The following is a 23,075-nucleotide window of genomic DNA, read 5'->3' as shown; positions in this document are numbered from 1 at the left end:
GCCCGGCGCATCGGCGGAACCCAGATAGATCGGGTGGCCCGCGCAAGGTTCGTCTCCAGTGGAACGCTTCCGATGAATCTGAAGAAGCTCGGCCGCACCGGCCTCGACGTCTCGCCTCTCTGCCTCGGCTGCATGACCTACGGGGTTCCCGAGCGCGGTCCCCATCCCTGGACCCTGCGCGAGGACGAGAGCCGGCCGATGATCAAGCGGGCGCTCGATCTCGGCATCAACTTCTTCGACACCGCCAATGCCTATTCGGACGGCACCAGTGAGGAGATCGTCGGGCGCGCCCTGCACGACTATGCCGACCGCGACGCCGTCGTGCTCGCCACCAAGTGTTTCTTTCCTCTGAAGAGCCAGCCCAATGCCGGTGGACTCTCGCGCAAGGCGATCTTCGCCTCCATCGATGCCAGTCTCAAGCGCCTCGGCACCGACTATGTCGACCTCTTCCAGATCCACCGCTGGGATTACGGGACGCCGATCGAGGTCACGCTGGAAGCGCTCCACGACGTGGTGAAGGCCGGAAAAGCCCGCTACATCGGCGCCTCATCGATGTACGCTTGGCAGTTCGCCAAGGCGCTCTTCACGGCCGACCGCTACGGCTGGACCCGCTTCGCCACGATGCAGGACCACTACAACCTGCTGCACCGGGAAGAGGAGCGCGAGATGCTGCCGCTCTGTCTGGATCAGGACATCGCGGTGCTGCCCTGGAGCCCTCTGGCCCGGGGTCGGCTGACCCGCGACTGGGATGTGCGCAGCGCGCGTCAGGATAGCGACGAGGTCGGCCGGCATCTCTACGCCTCCGCGGATGCGGCCGATCGGGCCATCGTCGCCCAGGTCTCGACCATCGCCACCACGCGGGGCGTGCCGCGCGCCCAGGTCGCCCTGGCCTGGTTGCTCCAGAAATCGGTGGTGACCGCGCCAATCATCGGCGCGTCAAAGCCGAGCCATCTCGCGGATGCAGTCGCGGCTCTCGATCTCGACCTTACGAGCGAGGAGGTGAGTGCCCTCGAAGCGCCCTATACCCCGCATCCCGTCGTCGGATTCACGTGAAAGTCCAAGCCCGCATGCGTCGCCTGATCCTCCTGCGTCACGCCAAGTCCGACCGTCCGCCCGGCATCGCCGATCTCGATCGCCCGCTGAACAACCGCGGCAAGCGCGCCGCCCCGCAGATGGGGGCGTACCTTTCGGCCGAAGGCTTGATTCCCGAGGCGGTCGTCGTGTCTCCGGCACAGCGCACCCGCGAGACCTGGGATGCGATACAGAGCGCCCTGCAGGGGCCCGAGGCCGAGATCGTCCCATCGATTTACGAGGCGCCGGAAACGGCCTTGCTCGCCATCGTGCGGTCGACGCCGAATATGGTGGGGAGCCTCCTGATGATCGGTCACAATCCCGGCCTGCAGGATCTGGCGATGCGGCTGGCCGGCTCCGGCGACAAGGACGGGCGCAAGCGGCTGGCGCTGGAGTTTCCCACCGCTTCCGTGGTGGTCCTGGATTTCGACGGGGACGCCTGGAATGCGGTCGCTGCCGGGATGGGACGGCTGGAGCGGTTCGTCGCCCCGAGGGACATCGACATCGCGGATTGAACCCTTCTGGCCCGGACGCCGTTGCCCTGATCCCGAACAAGCTTCGCAGATCCCGTGCTCCTGACCACGCTCCTCGTCCTCTCGACGCTGCTGCCGCGCCTGGAGGGGACGATCGAAGATCTTCGACCGGACGCGACGCGCTGGCGGACGACATCTGCGGCATCCGAAAGGAATTCTGCGCCCTTCCCGGTCTTCGAATCCGAGGGCCGGGCCGTCTCGAACTGGCGCTATGAGGCAGCCGAAAGCCTGCGCCCCGCCTCGCTCGCTCTAGTGGCCCGCTACACATCCGGCGCCCCGGCCTTCGTCGCCCGTTGCGTCAAGCTGAACAATTACTGGTGCATCAAGAAGGCCCGCTGGAACGGAGAGATCGGCGCGGACAGCGAGGGTCATACCGGATTCGCCACCGCGGCCGATGGCGCCGATGCGGCGGCGCGGCTGCTCCGGCGCTACTATCGCGAATTCGGCCGCCGGTCGGCCCTCGCCATCGTGCGGCGCTGGGCTCCCGCAGAGTGCCGGATCGGCGGGTCGGTCGCACCCCTCACGAGCCGTCGAACAGGCACGAGGATTTCTCCGGAGATCGCGCCCCGCGGGATCGGCGGCACGCTCCGGGCCCGCTTCCTGGCTCGCCATTCGCGCGGCGGCATCTCCCGCGCGGCCATTGTGGGACGGGGCGGCCCTCTGCGGATTCAGCCTTGGTCGCCCCTGGCGCGCCTACGGGGGCGTCCGAGCCCGGTGCGCGAGACAGCCAAAGGTCCAGCTTCCACGAAGTTGGCAGCGGCGACGCCATCGAAATCGGCACTGCTGGTCCGCCCTTCCGAAATTTTGGTGAAGCCCTCGACGATGATCGCCAGGCCATCCGTGCTTCTCGTCGAGCCGAGCGCTGTTCTGAGCGCCGCATCGACGGCTCAACAGCGTGTGCCGCCTACGAAAGCCGGGTCGGTGGCGCGTCTGCAGGAGCGTTTCGTGGCGGAGTCCGCCGCTCTGCCGGCGATTGCGGCGGGCGCGTCGAGCCTGCCGCTTCTCGATCTGAGCGTGCCGGCGCCGGTCTGCGGCAACGATGAAACCCGCATCCGTAACTATGCCACGCGGATCGCCGCCAGCGTCGGCCTGAAAGTCGAGGACGACCTCGAGCTGTTCGGACCCGACGGACGTCCATTGCCGAACCTGCGCCCGGTCATGCAGACGATGTCGAGCGTGGAGCTCGGGGCCCTGCGCGCAGCCCCGGCCCTGGTGGAGACCGCCATTGAGCGTCTCGATGCCAACACCCTTGCCGCCGCCAACGCACCGGTCACGGCACCCTGAGCAGCGAGGCTTGACCCGCACGTCTTGCAGCGGCGTCGTGGTCGCGCCACCTCAGCGACATCGCTGCGGCGTCCAGCCTCGCCTTCCCCAACCCGCCCCATGAGAAGGTTGCCATGAACAGCTTCGCCGCGCGTGCGGGTTCCGCGGTCAAGGCCTTCGCCGAGGCATCGAGCGACCTGCTGATCCAGCCCACCCTGCGGCTCGGCGTCACCGGTCTCGCGCGATCGGGCAAGACCGTCTTCACGACGGCCCTGATCCATCACCTCGTCGAAGCCCATGCCCTTCCGGCCTTTGCGCCGGCCCACGAGGGCCGCCTGCGCCGGGCGCGCCTCGTGCCGCAGCCGGACGACGACATTCCGCGCTTTCCCTATGAGGACCACTACGCTGCCCTGACCGAGCAGCGACTCTGGCCACGCTCGACCGACCGGATCAGCCAGTTCCGCCTCGCCATCGAGTATGAGAGATCCGGAGGCTGGCGCTCCGGTCCGGGCACATTGATGCTCGATGTCGTGGACTATCCGGGTGAGTGGCTTCTCGACCTTGCACTGATCGATCAGAGTTACACCGCCTGGTCGCGCGCCACCATCGCGGGCACGCGCCGAAGTGGCCGCGGAGCGATGGCCGCGCCCTGGCTCGAGATGCTGAGGGGTCTCGACCCGCACGGCCCCCTTGATGAGGTGGTGGCCGAGCGCGCCAGCACCGGTTTCAAGACCTATCTCTCGGCCCTACGCGCCGGTCCCGAAGCCGTGGCGACCACGCCGCCCGGACGCTTCCTGATGCCTGGCGATCTCGCCGGCTCGCCGGCCCTGACCTTCGCGCCCCTCGACAACCTGCCTGAGATCCTGGCGCCGGACAGTCTCGCCGGACTCATGGAACGCCGCTTCGAGGCCTACAAGGCGAAGGTCGTCGAGCCGTTCTTCCGCAACCACTTCCAGCGAGTCGATCGGCAGATCGTCCTCGTCGATGTCCTGGCGGCGGTGGATGCCGGGCCGGCCGCGCTGGCCGAGCTCGAGGAGGCGCTCGATGCCGTGCTTCTCAGCTTCCGCATCGGGCGCAACACGATTCTGTCCCGGCTGTTTGCGCCACGCGCCGAGCGGATCCTGTTCGCCGCCACCAAGGCTGACCATTTGCACCAGACGAGCCACGATCGCCTCGACGCCCTGCTACGGCTGCTCGTTTCGCGGGCGATGCGGCGGACGGAGGCGGCGGGCGCACGGGTCGGCACCGTCGCCCTGGCCTCGGTCCGGGCAACGCGTGAGACCACCGTGCATGACGGAGACGAGATCCTCCGTGCCGTATCCGGTACGCCGGAAGCGGGTGAGCGCGTCGGGGACGAGATCTTCGACGGCTTGAGCGAGGCGGCGATCTTCCCCGGTGAGCTGCCGCAGCGCCCGGAATTGGTATTGGAAGGAGCCGTCCCTCCCGGGTCCTTACGGTTTCCCCGCTTCCGACCGCCCCTCGTGAAACCCGATGCCCTCGGCCGGCCTGGTAACCTGCCGCAGATCCGGCTCGATCGCGCCATGCAGTTCCTCATCGGCGACAAACTCGCCTAAGACCTCCGGGATGTCCCAGTCATGAGCTCGAGCAACCGCCCCCGTGCCTTTCGCATTCCGCCGAGCGGATCCGAGGAGATCGCCGACGGCATTGCGCCGTCTCCCGCGGCGGCGGCCCATGTCCGCATCGTCGAGGAGCCCTTCGAGGTCGTCGATGCGGCCGACGGTGTTGCGGTGCCTGTCGCCCCCAAGGCGCGCGCTCCGTGGCTCAGCCTGCTTCTCATCGCTCTCGGAGGTCTCGTATCCCTCGGCGTCGGGTTGTCGGTGGAGCGCCTGATCGCAGACCTGTTCAGCGCCGCCCCCTGGCTCGGCACCGTCGCCCTGGTCCTGCTGGCCGTCGCGGCAGTCGCATTCCTGGCCCTCGTCGCCCGGGAGTTGTCGGGGATCTGGCGCGAGCGCCAGATCGAGCGGGTCCGCGCCAAGGCGATCGAGGCGATTGCCACCCGCGACCATTCCGCCGCGCAGGCCGTTGTGCGTGACCTGACGGGTCTCTATGCCGAGCGTACCGCGTTGGCGGCGGGCCGTGCTCGTCTCGCCACCCTCGGCGACGCGATCCTCGATGTGGATGACCGCATCGGCCTCGCCGAACACGAGTTGCTCGCGCCCCTCGATCGCCAGGCTCGCAACGCCATCGCGGCCTCGGCCAAGCAGGTGTCGGCGGTGACCGCCCTGAGCCCACGTGCCATCGTCGACGTCGCCTTCGTGATCTTTGCCGCCGTGCGCCTGTTGCGCCGGATCGCCACGATCTATGGCGGACGCCCGGGCTTCTTTGGCTTCCTGCGCTTGGCGCGCGCCGCTTTCGCCCATCTCACCGTGACGGGGGGCATGGCGGTCGGCGAAAGCATGATCCAGCAGGTACTCGGCCTCGGCCTCGCCGCCCGCGTCTCGGCGAAGCTGGGCGAGGGTGTCCTTAACGGCCTGATGACGGCCCGCTTCGGCCTTGCCGCGCTGGCGGTCTGCCGGCCGCTGCCGTTCGTGCGTGAGGCGCCGCCGCGACTTTCGGACGTGGCGGGCGAACTGCTCAAGCCGCTGACGGATGAGGCTAAGGGCTGATCGCTACAGGGTCTTCATGAAGCCGGCGAGGCGCATCAGGCCTTCCGGCCAGGGACCGTGCCCGCTCGCCACGTTGATGTGCCCGGCCTCCCCCGCATCGACCACGACGGCACCCCAGGCATAAGCGAAGTCCTCGGCACGGGCGTAGCTGCAATAGGGATCGTTGCGGCTGGCGACCACCAGGGACGGGAAGGGCAAGGGAGAGCGCGGCACCGGTGCGAAGGCGGTGACGCTGGCGGGCAGGTTCGGCGTCGTCTCCACGTCCGGGAAGGCGACGAGAAGCGCACCGCGCACAACGCCCGGCGCGAAGTCCGAGGCGGCCTGCACCGCGGCCACAACGCCGAGGCTGTGCGCGATCAGGATCACGGGGCGGGTCGCGCCGTTCACAGCCCCGACGATCCGCGCGCGCCAAGCTTGAGCATCAGGGTGATGCCAGTCGTCTTGTACAACGATTCGACCCGTGGAAAGCCGATCGGCCCAGCGAGCCTGCCAATGCTCGCCTTCAGAGCCGGCATAGCCCGGCAAAATTAGGATCTCGCAGTCGGCAATCTTCATGGCTCTGCGATACCGGCGGGGCTCCGCGTCGTCGAGTCGTTCGAAATTCTCGATGTGGAAAGGGGCGGCACGATTGTGTGCCGCCCCTTTCGTGCCTGACTCGAAAGATCCGCGTGATCGATCAATGCGCCTTGGGCGCGGAGGACGGTGACCGAGCTTGTGCCGGAGCGCCGGTCTCCGGCTGCTCGTTGCCGGCGGCCCGCTGAACGGCGGCGTTGAGGTTCTCTGGATCGAGGGCGCTCGCGACGAAGTCCCGTCCGCGATGGGTAACGTCGCGGGCGTAGCGAAGGCCCTGGTCACGCACTTCGTCCGCCCAGGGACCGACATTCTCGTCCTCGGTGCGGGTCCGCGGAAGCAGAGCGCCGATGAGGAGACCGGCCGCGAGTCCGACGACGCCAACGAGGAGTGGGTTTTCAGATACGAAGTCCTCGACGGCCGAGCGGCCATCCTGGAGGCGCGCACTGCTACGCTCGCTAAGATCGTTGATGCGGCGGCGCCCCTCCTGGCGGGTATCCGATGCCCAGCCTCGGGCGTCGTCGTAGACATCCGAAGCCCGTTCACGCAGGTCCTGAACCGTGTCGGAAACGCGGTCGCGGACGTCGCCTGCGGTCTCAGCCGCGCGGTCGCGGAGGTCGCTGGCGCGGGCCTTCACCTCGTCTGTGGTCGAGGAGCCATGGCTGCCCTCCGTCGTGTAGATGCTGTGTGCCTCGGTGCCGGAGTGGTGGGAGCCCGGGCTCGGCACATCGTGCAGGGAGCCTTCGGCCTGACGGCCGCGCGGCATCCCGGCGGCGAGAGCGATATCGTCGGGGAGCGAGCGGTGCTCGTCACCGGGTTTCTGGGTCGAACTCATGGGTTGCTCCTGAGAGTCGCCGAAGGCCGCATGGGCCGGATCGGGTCACGTGCGGTTGTCCGCGAGGGCCTAGATCTGGGTTTCGCTGGCGATATGGTTGACGGGATGCTGAGTCGGAAGATCCGGATCGTAGACGCGGTCGGCGCCCGTCTTCGTCACTGGAAGGCCGTCGACCGCGAGGCGCGCGCGCCGGCGGATTCCCGGTGTCGTCGGATTGGTCGACATGCGGTGGATAAGCCAGCCGACTCCGGCGGCGATGAGGAGCACCGGAACCGGATTGCGCCGCACCGCCTCCAGAGCCCCGTCATAGGCGCCGCTGAGCGGCGTACGCCGAGCGTTGCCCAGCATCTCGTCGACGATGCTGGAGACTGAAAGCCGCTCTTGAATTTGGTCAATGGTCTGGTCGAGACGGGCACGGCTCGCCTCGATGTCCTTCTCCAGATCGTTCAACGATTCGGTCATCCCGAGACCCTCTCAGACAATGTACGGGCGTCCTCGCGGACTTGGCGGGTCGTGCGCACGGGGGCGAGGGTCGAGAGCGACATGGCATTTCGCCCGATCAAGGCAAGCGCCACAGCGACGACGAGGAGGACGCCGCCGACGATCAAGGCGGCGAGCGCCTCCGAGTGAACCATGGTGGCAAGCCATTTCACCAAGGCATCGACGAGGACGAAGAGGGCGACGACGCCGAAGACGGCGGCGCCGACGAGGAGCCCAAGGCCGATGAACAGCGCTCGGACGTTGCTGGTCATCTCATTGCGGAAGAGGGCAATCTCCTTCCGTGCAAGTTCGTTGGTTTCCCGCAGGGCGTCGCCGATCAGGCCCTGGATACTGGATTGCGGACCGGTGGTCATCGAACGGTCCTCAGAGGCGATGGGAGGTCGGATGGGTACTGTTCAGAGGTGCGGCACTCGTCGACTTGATGAAGCGGGCCACCACGAAGCCGGTAAGGAAAGTCGCGACCGCAACCGCCACGGGAGCGCGCCGTGCGAACGCTTCTGCATCCTCGTAGAATTCCGAGAAGCTGCGTTCCTCGATCGAAGTGCCGAGATGCTCGAGACCATCGGCGGCACTGTCGAAGAAGGCCCTGATGTTAGGCTGCGCCTCGAAGGTCTTGCTGGACTCCCGGACGGACGTCGCGAGGTCGGTCACGGAGCGCGCGGCGTCGCCCTTGCGCTGGTCGATGTAGTTGGTTGCGTGCGAACGAGCCGCTTCGACGAAGCTGCGGCCACGCTCCGCCGCAACATCCGCGATCCCCTCGACATCGCCGCGCAGAGTCTTCCAATCGGCCGCCTGGTTCGCCGGCTCCGCGCCCATGGGGCCTGGGGGTTGGTTTGCGGTCACGGTGATACTCCTCGGCACGAGTTGAAAAGAAACGGCATTTGCGACGGTTAAACAGCAGCGGAAGAGACAGGGTTCCGCCTTGGGGTACCGCGTCTCGGACGAGGCCTGGGACGACCGGCGTCAGGCTCCGTTCAGCCGCGGTCTGGCAAGGCGCGAAAGCTTGAGCGTTGCGGTGTTCGGTAGGGTGTTCGGCGATGTCTGCGAGATGCAACGCCGGGCGCCGGAATGAGACAGGACGGGTTTTGAACTGGGTTTGTTTGCCGTGAACCCCACGCATTCAGGTCTTGACCCGGGTCCATCGAACGCGCTTGGCTGCACCGACGGATCGCGCTCGGCTTCCGCGCGTTCACCCAATGTATCAGTCTGGTCGCGCGCAATTCTGCGCGGGACCCGTGAGGACCGGAGCCGGCTTCGTGGCACGTCTCGTCATCGTATCGAACCGCGTTGCAATCCCCGAGGAAGGGGGAAAAGCCGTTGCGGCAGGTGGCCTCGCGGTGGCCGTCAAAGAGGCGTTCACCGCCTATGAAGGCCTCTGGTTCGGCTGGAGCGGCAATGTCGTCGAGAATCCATCCAGCGAACCGACCCTGATCGATCGGGGGCATATCAGTTACGCCGTGGTCGATCTGTCACCGCAGGACCATCGGGAGTATTATAGCGGCTTCGCCAACCGCGCCCTCTGGCCGATCATGCATTACCGGCTCGGCCTTGGAGCCTTCTCGCGCTCCGATTATGCCGGTTATCAGCGTGTGAACCGCATCTTCGCCCGAGCTCTCGCGAACCTCGTCGAACCCGACGACATCATTTGGGTGCACGACTACCACCTGTTGCCCCTGGCTTCCGAGCTTCGCGGGCTCGGGATCGCCAATCCGATCGGATACTTCCATCACATCCCGTGGCCGGCGGCAGACGTGTTCAACACGCTCCCCGCCAGTGGCGATCTTCTGCGCGGCATCGCGGATTACGATCTGATCGGTCTGCAGACCGATCCGGACGTCCACAACCTGACACGCAATCTCATCGACGAGCTTCGAGCGATTCCCCTCGGCGGTGGCTCCCTCATGGTGGACGGCCGCCGCACGCGCATCCGCAGCTTCCCGATCGGGATCGATGTGGCTGGCTTCAAGGAAGCGGCCGAGAATGCCGGGTCCAACCGTACCGTCCGCGAGACGATGGCGGGCCTGCGGACGCGCAAGCTGCTGATCGGCGTCGACCGCCTGGATTATTCCAAGGGTGTGCCGGAGCGGATGGAGGCGGTGGACCGTTTCTTCGCCTCCAACCCGGACCAGCGCGGGAACGTGGTCTATCTTCAGATCACCCCGAAATCCCGGACCGAAGTTCCGGAATACGAGGACCTCAGCCGCGAGGTGAACGAGACCGTCGGACACATCAACGGAACACTGGGCGAGCCGAACTGGACGCCGATCCAGTACGTCACCAAGGCCTATCCCCGTCCTGTCCTCGCCGGACTCTATCGGGCTGCACGCGTCGGTCTCGTTACGCCGATGCGCGACGGGATGAACCTTGTCGCCAAGGAGTACGTCGTCGCGCAGACGGAAGAGGATCCCGGTGTTCTTGTGCTGTCGAAATTCGCTGGCTCGGCCCGACAGTTGCCCGAGGCGCTTCTCGTCAATCCCTATGACCGCTTCGAAGTCGCGGAGGCGATTCGTACCGCGCTCTACATGCCACGCGGTGAGCGCCTCGAGCGCTGGAAGCCCATGGTCGAGCGTATGACGCGCGAGGATGTTGACTGGTGGGCGCGCAATTTCATGGCGGAACTCGAGAACTTTCGAACGATCGAGCGTGAGCCGCCCCGTACCGCCGCCGCTGCGGAATGATCTGTCGGCGTCGTCCGGCGACGCCTAAACCCGGGACGACACCAGATTCTTGATCGCAACTGACCACATGATCGGCGTCGATGACGGCGTGCCGGCGCCGCTCGGCGCGCATTTCGACGGGCGCGGTGTCAACTTCGCCTTGTTTTCGCAGAATGCCACGGCCGTCGACCTGTGCCTGTTCGATCCTGGCGAACGCCACGAAACTCGTCGAATCCGGCTACCCTGTCGCACCGACGACGTCTGGCACGGTTACCTGCGCGGCGTATTCCCGGGCCAGCTCTATGGCTACCGCGTCCACGGTCCCTGGGATCCGGCTCAGGGCCACCGCTTCAATCCAGCCAAACTGCTGCTCGACCCCTATGCCCGAGACATTCAAGGCCGCATCCGTTGGCATGATTCGCTCTACGGTCACCGCCGCGGACTCCAGCGCGCGGAGCAGATCGACCGGCGCGACAGTGCCGCATTCATGCCACGTGGCATCGTGGCGCCGCCGGAGGTGCCCGACCTCGCGGTGAGCCCGGTTCGACGACCGCTGTCGCAGACGGTGATCTATGAGGCGCACGTCAAGGCACTCACGCAGACCCATCCGGACGTGCCGGAGGCGGCACGCGGGACCTATGCGGCGCTCGCCCATCCGGCGATCATCGAGCATCTTCTGAAACTCGGCGTCACCGCCATCGAGCTCCTACCGATTCAATCCTTCGCCGACGACCGTTTCCTCGTCGAGAAGAACCTCGTGAATTTCTGGGGCTACTCGCCCCTGAACTACTTCGCCGCCGATCCACGCTACCGCGGCCCGGCCGGCATCGGCGGCCTGCGGGCGGCTATCCGCGAGCTCGCCGCCGCCGAGATCGAAGTGATCCTCGACGTCGTCTACAATCATACGGCGGAGGCCGATCACACCGGCCCAACCCTGTCGTTCCGCGGCATCGACAACGCCAGTTATTACAAGCTGAAACCGGACAATCGCCGCGAGGAAATCGACTGTACCGGCTGTGGCAACACCCTCGACCTCGACCATCCGCGCGTCATGCAGATGGTGCTCGACTCCCTGCGGCACTGGGTGACCGCCTACGGCGTCGCAGGTTTCCGCTTCGATCTGGCGACGAGTCTCGGTCGCAACCCGTATGATTTCAGCCCCAAGGCGGCCTTCTTTCAGGCCGTCGCGCAGGATCCCGTCCTCGCCCACGTGAAGATGATCGCCGAACCCTGGGACATCGGCGCAGGGGGGTATCAGCTCGGAGGCTATCCCCGCGGCTGGAGCGAGTGGAACGATCAGTTCCGCGACAGCATCCGGGGCTTCTGGCGCGGCGATCGCGGCACCCTGGCCAAGGTCACGCAGGGTCTCTCCGGCTCACGCGAAATCTTCGCGGCCTCCGGGCGGTGGCCGCTGTCGAGCATCAACTTCGCCGCCTCTCATGATGGCTTCACCCTGGCCGACGTCGTAGCCTACGAGGAGAAGCACAACCTCGCGAATGGTGAGGACAATCGCGACGGCCATGGACACAATCTCTCGCGTAATTACGGCGTCGAGGGCGAGACCACCGATCCAGTCATCCTTAACCTGCGGGCCCGTCAGAAGCGCAATCTCCTGGCGACAGTGTTCCTCGCGCAGGGCGTGCCGATGCTGCTTATGGGCGATGAGCGCTCGCGCAGCCAACGCGGCAACAACAATGCCTACGCGCAGGACAATCAAACCAGCTGGATGGACTGGGAGAACGATCCCGATCTCAGCCTCACGACCTTCGTCGGCAACCTGACACGCCTTCGCCGCGAGCAGCCCGCCCTTCGTCGGCGCGACTATCTCACTGGAGCACTGGTCGATGACGGGCCTCTACGGGACGTTCATTGGCTTGCCCCGGGCGGGACTGAGATGGCGGATGGCGATTGGGCGGATTCCGAGCGGCAAGCCTTCGGCATGCAGATCGGGAATGACCTACCGCAGGCGGATCGCCTGCTGATCCTCGTTAACGCGGCTGAGGAGCCCTGCGACTTCACCCTGGCGCCGATCATCGGCGGCCCCTGGACGCTCGTTTTCGACACCACCAAACAGACCGGTGCGGTACCGGCCGGACAGGCTCTGTTTCCGCCTGGGGCCGGGATCCGCCTCGATTCGCAGGCAATTTACGTCCTGCGCGCGAGGCCGGCTTCGGCGTATCGGGGATAAGCGCAGGGCGGATCGAAATCGTCGTCGGGGCTCGGACGAGGGCTCATCCCACCGATCCCTCATGGCACAGCTCATGACGCGCTTGTTCGAGGAACTCTTCGCGTTCGGAATTCGAAAGCGGTAGCAAAGCGCATTCGGAGGTCGGGTGGGCGTCGGCGCCGTCGGCGTCCCAGCATCGCTCTGCGTGACCCTTCCGGGCGAAATTGAGCTTGGCCCTCCCCAGGACCAGGACTGCAACAGTTTCTTTCATTTCGGATCTCAGAGCAGGGGCGAGCGTGTCCGTCGCGCATGAGGCAAATGTCGGACCGTGCCCGTATTGACGCCGAGAAGCCGGTGCGGTGCACAAAACTCTTTCGGCCGGTGGTTGTCGCTGCCGAGCCACGCCTTACCTCGACGGTGATCCCGCAGGGAACAACACGGTGCGCGCCGGCTTCTGCAAGGTGCGACGGACGCTCATGTCCCCCCGAAGCGTGCGAGAGACGGAAGATGGTGGCTTGATGCAGCGCGCCCACAGCATGGCTTTCGGCAGCGAAGTGACGAAGGACGGGGTTCGCTTTGCCTTCTGGGCGCCGACGGCCCAGGAAGTGAGCCTGGTCCTCGACGGGGCCGACCATCCGATGCCGGAAGCCGGTGCAGGCTGGCGCCGGCTCACGGTTCCGAACGCCGGCGGTGGTGCGCGCTACGGCTATCGCATCGACGGCGATCTCGTCGTACCGGATCCGGCATCGCGGTTTCAGCCCGACGACGTCTCCGGCTTCAGCGAGGTGATCGATCCGCGCGCCTACGATTGGACCGACAGCGCCTGGACCGGACGCCCCTGGGAGGAGGTCGTGCTCTACGAACTCCATGTCGGGACGGCAACGCCGCAAGGCACCTATGCGGCGCTGGAGGGCAAGCTCGAGGATCTGCGCGACCTCGGCATCACGGCCATCGAACTATTGCCGCTGGCCGACTTCAAGGGCACCCGCAACTGGGGCTACGACGGGGTGCTGCCCTACGCGCCGGACAGCGTCTACGGCCGACCGGACGACCTGAAGCGCCTCATCGACAAGGCGCACGCCCTCGGGTTGATGGTATTCCTCGACGCCGTCTACAACCATTTCGGCCCGGCTGGGAATTACCTCAACGCTTACGCCAAGACCTTCTTCACCGAACGACACCAGACGCCCTGGGGCGCCGGAATCAATTTCGACGGCGAGACCAGCGGACGCGTTGTCCGCGACTTTTTCATCGAGAATTCCCTGTACTGGCTCGAGGAGTTTCATTTCGACGGTCTCCGCTTCGACGCGGTCCATGCGATTCTCGACGATTCCGAGAAGCACTTCATTGGAGAACTCGCTGAGACGATCCGTGCAAGGCTGCCCGGCCGCCACATTCACCTTGTTCTCGAGAACGAAGCGAACCAAGCCCGCTGGCTTGAGCGCGATCCGCAGGGTGAGGCGATCCAGCACAACGCACAATGGGCCGACGATCTGCATCATTGTTGGCATGTGTTGCTGACCGGCGAGGATGCCGGATACTATGCTAGCTTCGCCGACAAGCCGGTTGAGCATCTGGCTCGCTGCCTGTCGGAAGGCTTCGCCTATCAGGGCGAGCCGTTCCCGACCCTCGACAACCATCCGCGCGGCGAGCCTTCAGCCCACCTGCCGCCCTCGGCCTTCGTCACCTTCCTGCAGAACCACGATCAGGTCGGAAACCGGGCGTTGGGTGAGCGACTGAGCGACCTCTGCGATCCGCAGAAGCTTGCGCTTGCCCGGGCCGGGCTGATCCTGAGCCCGCAGATCCCGATGCTGTGGATGGGCGAGGAGTGGTCGGCGACCGCGCCGTTCCTGTTTTTCGTCGATTTCGCGCCGGACGGGGAATTGAACAAGGCCGTTCGTGAGGGCCGCCGCCGGGAGTTCAACAGCTTCGCCGCCTTCGCCGACGACACGTCGGTGATCCCGGACCCCACCGAAGCGAAGACGTTTACGGATTCGCGGATCGACTGGTCCGAGCGCTCGGATGCGCCGCACCGCGCGGTGCTCGCCGATACGCGCAACCTGCTTCAGATCCGTCATCAGAGCGTGGTGCCGCTGACGAAGACCCGCTACCTCGGCGCGAAGACGACCCTCCCGCGGCCCGACATCGTCGACTGTACCTGGACCTACGCGGGCGGCTGGCTTCGCTTCGTGGCCAATGTCGGCAGCGAGGATTTTACCGTCGAGCGTGGGAGCGGTCAGGTCATCTGGTCGAGCGGGATGGGCAACGGATCGATCGTACTTCCGTCTTGGACGGGTGTTTTCCTGACGGGTGTGAACTGATGAGCCGCGACCTCGAACGCCTCGCCGACCTCCTTGGCGTCGCCGCCGGCTATACCGACGCCTTCGGGCAGCCGGTGGAGACCGCTCTTGACGTCCGGCGCGGGATGATCACCGCCCTCGGCTATCCCGCCGAGACCGATGCGGATATCGCCGCGAGCCTCTCCGAAGTCTCGACCGTGCGGAGCGGGTTGATCCCGCCGCTGCTGCCAGCCGAAGCCCGCCGCGCCACGAGTGTCCCGATCCAGGTGGCAGGCGCCGGCGGGACCTTGTCCTGGCGTCTGGTCGACGAGCGTGGGCATCACCGCGAGGGTCGTGTCGCGGTCACGGGCTCCAGCTTCGAGTTGCCGCCACTCACTCCCGGCTATCACCGCCTCTCCGTCGCGCTTGGTGAGCATCGCTCGGATGCTTGGGTGATCTCGGCGCCGCAGCGCTGTTGGCGCCCGCGGGCCTACGCCGATGAGGGAGCCCGCGATTGGGGGCTCGCGGCACAACTCTATGGCCTGCGCTCACCCGACAACCTCGGGATCGGCTCTTACGCCGATGCGGGGCGGGCAGCGCGGGCTGCGGGCCTGCGCGGTGCGTCCTTCCTGGGCCTCAGCCCCGTCCACGCGCTGTTCGCCACCGACCGCACCAAGATCTCGCCCTACTCGCCGTCGTCACGGCTCTTTCTCGAGACCCTGTTCATCGAGCCCGGTGTCCTGCCGGGCTTCGTCGGCTCGAAGGCGGCCGCTCTCCTCGCCTCCATGGCGGATCGCGTGGAGAGCCTGCGCGAGGCCAAGCTCGTCGAGCATGCTGGCATCTGGGCCGTGCTCTCGCCGGTGCTTCAGGCCCTCTGGCAGGAATCCGCGGCGCGCGACGGGATGGACGCGGGCTTTATCGCCTTCCGGGCCGCCGGCGGCCCGGATCTCGAAGCCCACGGCACCTTCGAGGCGCTCGCCGAGCATTATCAGGCACAGGGCGCCCAGTGGCTCGGTGACTGGCCGGAAGAGATGCGCCGCAACGGGACGCCCGCCGTGCGCGCCTTCGCCGAAGGCCACGCCGAGACCGTGACCTACCACATCTGGCTGCAGTACCTTGCGGATCGCCAACTGGAGGACGCATCCAACACCGCGCTCGCCACCGGCATGCGTCTCGGGCTCTACCGCGATCTCGCCGTCGGCGCCGACCGCGGCGGCTCGGAGATCTGGTCGCATCCCGAGCGGTTCGCGAACGGCGTCTCCATCGGGGCACCGCCGGACCTTCTGGCGCCGAAGGGTCAGGATTGGGGCCTGCCAGCCTTCCATCCCCTGGAGATGGAGCGCGACGGGCTCGCGGCCTTCCGCGCCCTGGTGGTGGCGAACATGCGCCACGCCGGCGCGATCCGGATCGACCACGCCTTCCAGCTCGCGCGCCTGTTCCTGATCCCGGTCGGACGCTCGGCCAAGGAGGGGGCTTACGTCGCGATGCCTTTCGAGCCGATGCTCGCGGTCCTGCGCCTGGAAAGCCACCGCGCCAAGTGCCTCGTGATCGCGGAAGATCTTGGCACTGCGCCGGAGGGCTTCTCAGACGCCCTGATGCAGGCAGGCATCCTGAGCTACCGGATCCTCGCCTTCGAGCGCGAGCAGGGCGCCCGCTTCAAGCCCCCGGCAGCCTATCCCCGCGATGCCCTCACGGCCATCACCACGCACGACCTGCCGACGTTCGTCGGATGGTGGCGGGGCGTCGACACCGACACGCGTCAGGCGCTGGGCCTCTACGACTCCGAGCGGGCCGATGCGGAGCGCCGCGAGCGCGTCGAGGAGCGCGCCCGCCTCACCGAGGCGCTGGCTGCTGAACAGCTGCTGCCGAGCTATGATCCGCCCGAGGCCGCGCCGTTCGAGGCTGCTGCCCGTTATCTTGGGCGCGCGCCGTCCATGCTGACGGCGGTCCAGTACGAAGACGTCGTGTCCGAGCTGTCCCAAGCCAACGTCCCGGGCTCGACGGAAGGCTATCCGAACTGGCGGCGTAAGCTCGATCGCACCCTGGAGAGCATCGCCGCCCCAGGGGGGCCCCTCGCCAAGCTCGCCGCCTCCCTTGCCGCCGAGGATCGCGGGCCGCGCTCGGGCGCCGCGCGCCTCGCATCGGCTCCCCCCCGATCGACCTATCGCCTTCAGTTCCACAAGGATTTCACCTTCGCGGATGCGGAGAAGATCGTACCCTACCTTGCCAAGCTCGGCATCAGCCACGTTTACGCCTCGCCGATCCAGAAGGCCCGGCCTGGCTCGACGCACGGCTACGACATCGTCGACCACTCCACGATCAACCCGGAGCTCGGCGGCGAGGAGGACTTCGTTCGCTTCTCGGACGCGCTGCACGGTGCCGGACTGAAGCTCCTCCTCGACATCGTGCCGAACCATATGGGCGTGGGCGGCGCCGACAATCCCTGGTGGCTCTCCGTGCTCGAATGGGGTGGCCTCTCCCCCTCGGCCGAGGCCTTCGACATCGACTGGTCACGGCTCGGCGCCAAGAACAAGCTTGTGGTGCCCTTCCTCGGCGATCGCTACGGCGAGGCCCTGGAAAAGGGGACTTTGGCGCTGAAGTTCGACCCGGAGAAGGGGGCCTTTAGCATCTGGCACTACGAGCACGAATTCCCGATCTGCCCGTTGCAGTATCCGACGATCCTGAACCGCTCGCTTGCGGCCCTCGGCGACATCGAGGACGCAGCTGCCCTGGAAGTCTTGGGCATCTCCGAGCGCCTGCGCCTCATGGGCGAGGAAACGACCGACGAGCGCCGTCGCGCCTTCCCGGCGGAGGCCGAGGAATTGAAGGATCGCCTCGTGGAGGCCGTCGAGGCCTCGCCGGCCATCGCGGCCGCGATCGGCCGCACGCTGAAGCTTCTCAACGGCGCCAAGGGGCACCCCGACAGCTTCGGCCCGCTGCACCGCCTGCTGGAGCAGCAATCCTACCGCCTCGCCCATTGGCGGATCGCCGCGAGCGACATCAACTATCGCCGGTTCTTCGACGTGAACGGCCTCGCTGGCCTGCGCGTCGAGAAGTCCGACGTGTTCCGGCGATCGCACGAGACGATCTTCCACCACATCGCGGCCGGGCGGATCGATGGGCTGCGCATCGACCACATCGACGGGCTCGCCGATCCCCTTGGCTACGCGCGCGCTCTTCAGGCCGCCATCGGCCCGGGCTTCTACGTGGTGGTGGAGAAGATCCTCGAACCCGGCGAGCGTCTGCGGCCCTGGCCCGTGGCGGGCACCACCGGCTACGACGTCCTGAATCAGCTCGACGGTATTCTCGTCGATAAGGGTAAGCGCGCGGAGATCCGCAAGCTCTACGAGAGCCGAACGCAGTTCGACGAGCCCTACAAGTTCATGCTTCGTGCCGCCAAGGCCGAGATCCTCGAGATCAGCTTCGCCTCCGAGCTCGAGGTGATGACCTCCGACCTCAAGGCGGTGGCCGATGCCGACCGGCGGACTCGTGACTTCTCGGTGAACGCCATCCGGCGGGCGCTCATCGAGACCATCGCCCGCTTCCCGACCTATCGCAGCTACCTGCCGGGCGACCTCGACGAGAGCGATGTCGAGGACGAGGATATCCGCCTCATCGAGACGGCGGTGAAGAAGGCCAAGCGCTGGAGTGCGCTGCCGGACCGCTCCGTGCACGACTTCGCCGCCGACGCCATGCTCGGCCGCATCGACGTGACGGGCCCGGGCAGGCCGGACCCGGAGGTGATCCTGCGTTTCCGCCGCCGCTTCCAGCAGCTCACTGGCCCGGTGATGGCCAAGAGCCTTGAGGATACGCTGTTCTACCGTTTCGCGGAGCTCCTCGCCCTCAACGAGGTCGGTGGCGATCCGGGCGAGTACGGCCTTGACGCGGAGCACTTCCATGCGCTCCAGGCGGCGCGGGCGCGCGACTGGCCGAACGCGATGATCACAACCGCGACCCACGACACCAAGCGCGGTGAGGATGCCCGCTCCCGCCTGCTCGCCCTGTCGGAAATCCCGCAGGATTGGGCCGCCGCGTGGGAGACCTGGACGAACCTCGCCCAGCCTCACCTGACGGTGATCGACAAGGAGCCGGTGCCGGACGCCAACGACCAGTGGATGTTCTTCCAGGCCATCCTCGGTGCGTGGCCGCTGGAGCTTCTCGACGCGGACGATCCCATGGCGATCGAGGATTTCCGTCATCGCCTCGACGCCTATGCCGAGAAGGCCCTGCGTGAATCGAAGCGCCGGTCGAGCTGGGTCAACGTCGACGAGGACTACGAGGGCGCGGTCCACGCTCTCTTCGCTCAGCTCATCGCGCCGGGGTCGGCGTTCCTGGCTCAGCTGCGCCCCTTCGCGAAGCGCCTTGCCCATCTCGGCATGATTGCCGGTCTTGGCCGAACCGTGCTGAAGGCGACCCTGCCGGGCCTTCCCGATACGTACCAGGGGACCGAGTTCTGGGATTTCTCGTTCGTCGATCCCGACAACCGGCGCCCCGTGAACTATCCGGCCCTGGCCCGTGCGCTCGAGGAGGGCCTGCCCGCCGCCGACCTGCTGGCACACTGGACGGACGGGCGCGTCAAGCAGGCGACTCTTGCCAAGCTTCTGGCTGACCGCGCCGCTCGCCCAAGCTTCTACGCCGACGCCGATTATCAGGCACTTCCGGCGTCCGGTTCGCAGGCGGAGCATGTCATCGCATTCACACGGTCCGATGCGACGACGGGTGAGGGCGATCTCGTCGTGGCGGTCCCGCGCCTTGTCTCGGGCCTCGTCGGCGAGGACCTCTGGTCGAGTGAGGCTTTTGCGGGCACGGGCGTGGCGGTGACGCCGGCCTCGGCCTGGATCGATCTCGTCACCGGCGACGAGATTGCTGCCGAGGATGGCCGGATCGAACTCGGACGGGCCTTCGCGCGTCTGCCCTATGCCGTCTTGAAGCGGATCCGCTGACGGCGCGTCGAACGCGTCTCGCATGGCGAGGGCGCACCGACACGATCGACACGGGGGAGGGATCGGCCTTCCCCGTCACGGCTTCGCCTTCTCGGGACAGCCGCTCGCCGGTTCAAGCGGTCCCTGCCGGGGTCCAGAGCCGTGCATGCAGAGACGAAATGGAGCACGCATGAACGCACCCAGTCCCGCAACGACCGCCGCCCAGCGGACCGCCGCCGGTCAGGTGCCGCTTCCCGCCGCCCTCGCGCCCCGGGCCGAGGGGCCCCGCATCTACAACCTCTTCCCGCTTCTCGTCGGCCGGGTGTCCGCCTGGACCGCCGAACTGCCTCGGATCGCCGCCCTCGGTTTCAACTGGGTCTATCTCAATCCCTTCCACCAGACCGGTGGGTCGCGCAGCCTCTATGCCGTGGCCGATCCGGACCGTCTGGACGAGCGCTTCCGCGACCAGGACGGAACTTCGGACGACGAGCAGATCCGTCGGTTCTGCGCCGCTGCTGCGGCGCACGGTCTCAGCGTGATGACGGACCTCGTGATCAACCACACTGCGATGGATGGCCCCCTTGCCAGCCAGCGTCCGGACCTGTTCGTGCGGGATGCCGAAGGCCAGATCGAGAGCCCCTACGCGGTCGACCCCGACGATCCGTCGATACGCACGGTCTGGGGCGATCTTGCCGAACTTGACTATCATTCGGACAGTGCGCGTCGCGAACTCACCGCCTTCTGGTCGGGCTACGTCAATCGGCTGCAGGATCTCGGCGTCCAGGGCTTCCGTTGCGACGCCGCCTACAAGGTCCCGGCTACGGTGTGGCGCGACCTCATCGGTGCTGCCAAGGCGCTGGAGCCGGATTGCCTGTTCGCGGCCGAGACACTCGGCTGCACCTTCGAGGAGGCGCAATCCACCGCCGGCGCCGGGTTCGATTACCTCTTCAACAGTTTCGCCTGGTGGGACTTGAAGGCATCCTGGGCGCTGGACCAGTACGAGCGCCTGCGCGTCATCGCGCCCTCGATCGCTTTCCCCGAGAACCACGACATGGCCCGCTTGGCGTCCGACCTCGACGGCGACGCAGCGACCATCGCCCGTCATCTCACGGCGCGCTATGCCCTGTCGGCGTTCTTCTCGGCCGGTGTGCTGATGCCGATCGGGTACGAATGGGGCTACCAGCGTGCCTTGCACGTGGTCGACACGACGCCGGAAGCGCGGGAATCGAACACCGGAATCGACATCTCGGCTTCGATCGCAGCGATCAACGCACTGCGGGCCGAACTTCCGGCTGCCAACGTCGAGGGCGCCCAGGCGCGCATCTCCTCGCCGGACGCGCCCTACGCGGCTCTGCTGCGCTCTGACACCGGACATGGCGCCTCCGCGCGCAGCGCCACGCTGGTCCTGTACAATCCGACGGAGGCTCCGGTGCCAGTGGAGCCCGGTGTCCTTCTGGCCCGGACCGGTGGCATGCTCGGCGATTTCGTCGATCGGACCCCTGAGGCGGAGCCCATCGATTTTCGCCCGGGCGTCGCTCTGACTCTGGCGTCGGGAGAAGTCCGCATTCTCGCCGCGGAGCGCGCGGACGTACAGGTTGAGCCGAAGCCGAGCACGCCCACCGGTGAGGGACGGGTGGTGATCGAGGCGGTGATGCCGGAACTCGACGGCGGTCGGTCGGCGGTCAAACGCGTCGTCGGCGAGAGCGTCCACGTCACCGCCGACATCTTCAGCGACGGCCACGAGATCATCGACGCCGAGATTCTCTCGCGTGTGGTCGGCGAGACCGAATGGCGGGCCGACCGCATGGTCTTCGTGGACAACGATCGCTGGGGCGGCCACTTCCCGCTCCTTCGCAACGCCCGCTACGAGTTCACGATCCAGGCCTGGCGCGATGGCTATTCGTCCTGGGTCCGCGACACCTTGAAGAAGCGCGACGCCGGGGTCGACGTCCGTCTGGAGACCATCGAGGGCGTGGACTTCGTGATGGGCGCGGTGGAGAACGCCGAGGGCCCGGACGGCGACCGACTGAAGGCGCTCGTGCGCGAACTCGCGGCGCAGCCGACTGGCTCTTCGGCGCAGCTCGACCTCATGCTTGCGCCCGCCAACGCGCACCTGATCCGTCGGCATGCCCCGCGCAACAACCTCTCGCGCTATCCCGTGAAGGTGCCGGTGATCGCCGACCGCCTCGCCGCCCGATTCTCGGCTTGGTACGAAATTTTCCCGCGCTCCCAGTCGATGGACGTCGACCGCCATGGCACCTTCGACGACGTGATCCGACGCTTGCCGGAGATCCGCGAACTCGGCTTCGACGTGCTGTACTTCACGCCGATCCACCCCGTCGGAAAGACCAACCGCAAGGGCAAGAACAACACCCTCAAGGCCCTGCCCGGGGATGTGGGCTCGGTCTACGCGGTCGGCTCCGAAGAGGGCGGGCACGAGGCCGTGCACCCGGATCTCGGCACCCTCGACGACTTCCGCCGCCTCGTGGCGGCGAGCCACGCCTACGGGATGGAGATTGCCCTCGACTTTGCGATCCAGTGCTCGCCCGACCATCCCTGGATCAAGAACCACCCCGAATGGTTCGAGTGGCGCCCCGACGGCACGCTGAAGTTCGCCGAGAATCCGCCCAAGAAGTACGAGGACATCTCCAACGTCCACTTCTACGGTGGCGCGCTGCCGTCCCTTTGGATCGAGCTGCGCGACATCGTCATGGGCTGGGCCGAGCTCGGCGCCCGGATCTTCCGCGTCGACAACCCGCATACGAAGCCGATCCCGTTCTGGGAGTGGATGATCGCCGAGGTGAATGCCCGCTACCCGGACGTAATTTTTCTCGCGGAGGCCTTCACCCGGCCGAAGATGATGAAGAAGCTTGCCAAGGCCGGCTATCAGCAGAGCTACTCTTACTTCACCTGGCGCGACACCAAGCAGGATCTGATTGCTTATTCGACCGAGCTAGCCGGAGAGATGGGCGAATATTATCGCCCTAACTTCTTTGCCAACACGCCGGACATCAATCCGATCTACCTGCAGACCAGTGGACGGGCGGGCTTCGTCGTGCGTGCGACCCTCGCCGCCACGCTGTCGAGCGTCTGGGGCATCTACAACGGCTTCGAGATGTGCGAGGCCGAGCCCTACCCAGGCAAGGAGGAATACCTCAACTCCGAGAAGTACGAGCTGAAGGCCTGGGACTACCACCGCCCCGGCAACATCCGCGACCACATCATCAAGCTGAATCAGATCCGGCGCGACAACCCGGCCCTATGGGACTTCCGCAACGTCGTCTTCACCGGCGCCTACAACGAGCAGATTATCGGCTACGCTAAGGTGACGCCGGACGGGGACAACTGCATCTTCGTGCTGGTCAACCTCGACCCGCGCAACCGCCAGGAATGCACCTACGAGGTGCCGCTCTGGCTGCTCGGCCAGCCCGATGACGGCGCGGTCGAGGTCGAGGACCTGCTCCTCGGCTACAAGTTCGCGCTGCGTGGGAAATCGCACCGGATCGCCCTCGATCCCGCAGAGCGCTCGGCGGTGATCTGGCGCCTTCGCGCCCCGAGCCGGGTTGCGTAAGCCGCGTGCCCGTGTCAGCAAAAAAACCGGCGGCCCAGGCGGGCCGTCGTCGTGTCGCCCGATTGTCGGCGCCTACCCC

General features: G+C 66.7%; 15 protein-coding genes. 10 read left to right on the top strand and 5 right to left on the bottom strand.

From position 1 onward, the window contains the following. The first annotated feature begins 72 nt into the window (after nt 1-72). The 5 genes from ASF20_RS00400 to ASF20_RS00380 all read left to right on the top strand — a co-directional run bounded on the left by ASF20_RS00400 (nt 73) and on the right by ASF20_RS00380 (nt 5,494). A complete protein-coding gene (locus ASF20_RS00400) occupies nt 73-1,053 on the top strand; it encodes an aldo/keto reductase (RefSeq protein ID WP_056269645.1) in 981 nt (326 codons plus the stop codon). Nucleotides 1,054-1,067: 14 nt separating this feature from the next. Continuing rightward, entirely contained in the window at nt 1,068-1,586 is a 519-nt protein-coding gene (locus ASF20_RS00395) for a histidine phosphatase family protein (protein ID WP_056217228.1), read from the top strand. A gap of 732 nt (nt 1,587-2,318) precedes the next feature. After that, a complete protein-coding gene (locus ASF20_RS25330) occupies nt 2,319-2,888 on the top strand; it encodes a hypothetical protein (RefSeq protein ID WP_348271537.1) in 570 nt (189 codons plus the stop codon). 113 nt (nt 2,889-3,001) lie between these two features. Beyond that, a complete protein-coding gene (locus ASF20_RS00385) occupies nt 3,002-4,441 on the top strand; it encodes a YcjX family protein (protein WP_056269640.1) in 1,440 nt (479 codons plus the stop codon). Nucleotides 4,442-4,462: 21 nt separating this feature from the next. Next, nucleotides 4,463-5,494, top strand: a complete 1,032-nt coding sequence (locus ASF20_RS00380) for a TIGR01620 family protein (protein ID WP_056269636.1) — start codon at nt 4,463-4,465, stop codon at nt 5,492-5,494. Between the two features lie 3 nt (nt 5,495-5,497). On the opposite strand, the gene ASF20_RS00375 is transcribed toward ASF20_RS00380, so the two are convergent. The 5 genes from ASF20_RS00375 to ASF20_RS00355 form a co-directional block, all read right to left on the bottom strand. Next, nucleotides 5,498-6,049, bottom strand: coding sequence for an alpha/beta hydrolase (locus ASF20_RS00375; protein WP_056269633.1), 552 nt, complete (start codon nt 6,047-6,049; stop codon nt 5,498-5,500). 121 nt (nt 6,050-6,170) lie between these two features. Further along, nucleotides 6,171-6,899 (bottom strand): hypothetical protein, encoded by a 729-nt coding sequence (locus ASF20_RS00370; protein WP_082501103.1) that lies wholly within the window; start codon nt 6,897-6,899, stop codon nt 6,171-6,173. A 69-nt stretch (nt 6,900-6,968) separates the two neighbouring features. Then, nucleotides 6,969-7,361: a DUF3618 domain-containing protein gene (locus tag ASF20_RS00365; RefSeq protein ID WP_056269630.1), complete on the bottom strand. Its 393-nt coding sequence runs from the start codon at nt 7,359-7,361 to the stop codon at nt 6,969-6,971. Then, a complete protein-coding gene (locus tag ASF20_RS00360) occupies nt 7,358-7,753 on the bottom strand; it encodes a phage holin family protein (protein WP_056217248.1) in 396 nt (131 codons plus the stop codon). Before ASF20_RS00360 ends, ASF20_RS00365 begins: the two co-directional genes overlap by 4 nt. Before the next feature lie 10 nt (nt 7,754-7,763). Beyond that, complete coding sequence (locus ASF20_RS00355; RefSeq protein ID WP_156389794.1) at nt 7,764-8,243, bottom strand: hypothetical protein; 480 nt, start codon at nt 8,241-8,243, stop codon at nt 7,764-7,766. A 413-nt stretch (nt 8,244-8,656) separates the two neighbouring features. On the opposite strand from ASF20_RS00355, the gene ASF20_RS00350 reads away from it, so the two are divergent. From ASF20_RS00350 to ASF20_RS00330, 5 genes are all read left to right on the top strand, one after another. After that, the gene (locus ASF20_RS00350; RefSeq protein ID WP_055954941.1) at nt 8,657-10,078 is read left to right on the top strand and encodes a trehalose-6-phosphate synthase; all 1,422 of its coding nucleotides are present in this window, start codon (nt 8,657-8,659) and stop codon (nt 10,076-10,078) included. 67 nt (nt 10,079-10,145) lie between these two features. Further along, nucleotides 10,146-12,245, top strand: a complete 2,100-nt coding sequence (glgX, locus tag ASF20_RS00345) for a glycogen debranching protein GlgX (RefSeq protein ID WP_056269622.1) — start codon at nt 10,146-10,148, stop codon at nt 12,243-12,245. A 497-nt stretch (nt 12,246-12,742) separates the two neighbouring features. Then, nucleotides 12,743-14,545: a malto-oligosyltrehalose trehalohydrolase gene (treZ, locus tag ASF20_RS00340; RefSeq protein WP_056269618.1), complete on the top strand. Its 1,803-nt coding sequence runs from the start codon at nt 12,743-12,745 to the stop codon at nt 14,543-14,545. Beyond that, nucleotides 14,545-19,446 carry a malto-oligosyltrehalose synthase gene (locus tag ASF20_RS00335; RefSeq protein ID WP_056269615.1) on the top strand — a complete coding sequence of 1,634 codons (4,902 nt, stop codon included), beginning with the start codon at nt 14,545-14,547 and terminating at the stop codon, nt 19,444-19,446. The genes treZ and ASF20_RS00335 overlap by 1 nt, the downstream gene beginning before the upstream one ends. 169 nt (nt 19,447-19,615) lie before the next feature. Continuing rightward, nucleotides 19,616-22,996 (top strand): maltotransferase domain-containing protein, encoded by a 3,381-nt coding sequence (locus ASF20_RS00330; RefSeq protein ID WP_056269613.1) that lies wholly within the window; start codon nt 19,616-19,618, stop codon nt 22,994-22,996. Nucleotides 22,997-23,075 lie beyond the last annotated feature (79 nt).

Origin of the sequence: Methylobacterium sp. Leaf88, assembly GCF_001422795.1 — a bacterium.
In the GTDB taxonomy this organism is placed as follows: domain Bacteria; phylum Pseudomonadota; class Alphaproteobacteria; order Rhizobiales; family Beijerinckiaceae; genus Methylobacterium.
Note: the sequence above shows the minus strand (reverse complement) of the source record. Positions and strands in the feature narration are given on the sequence as shown.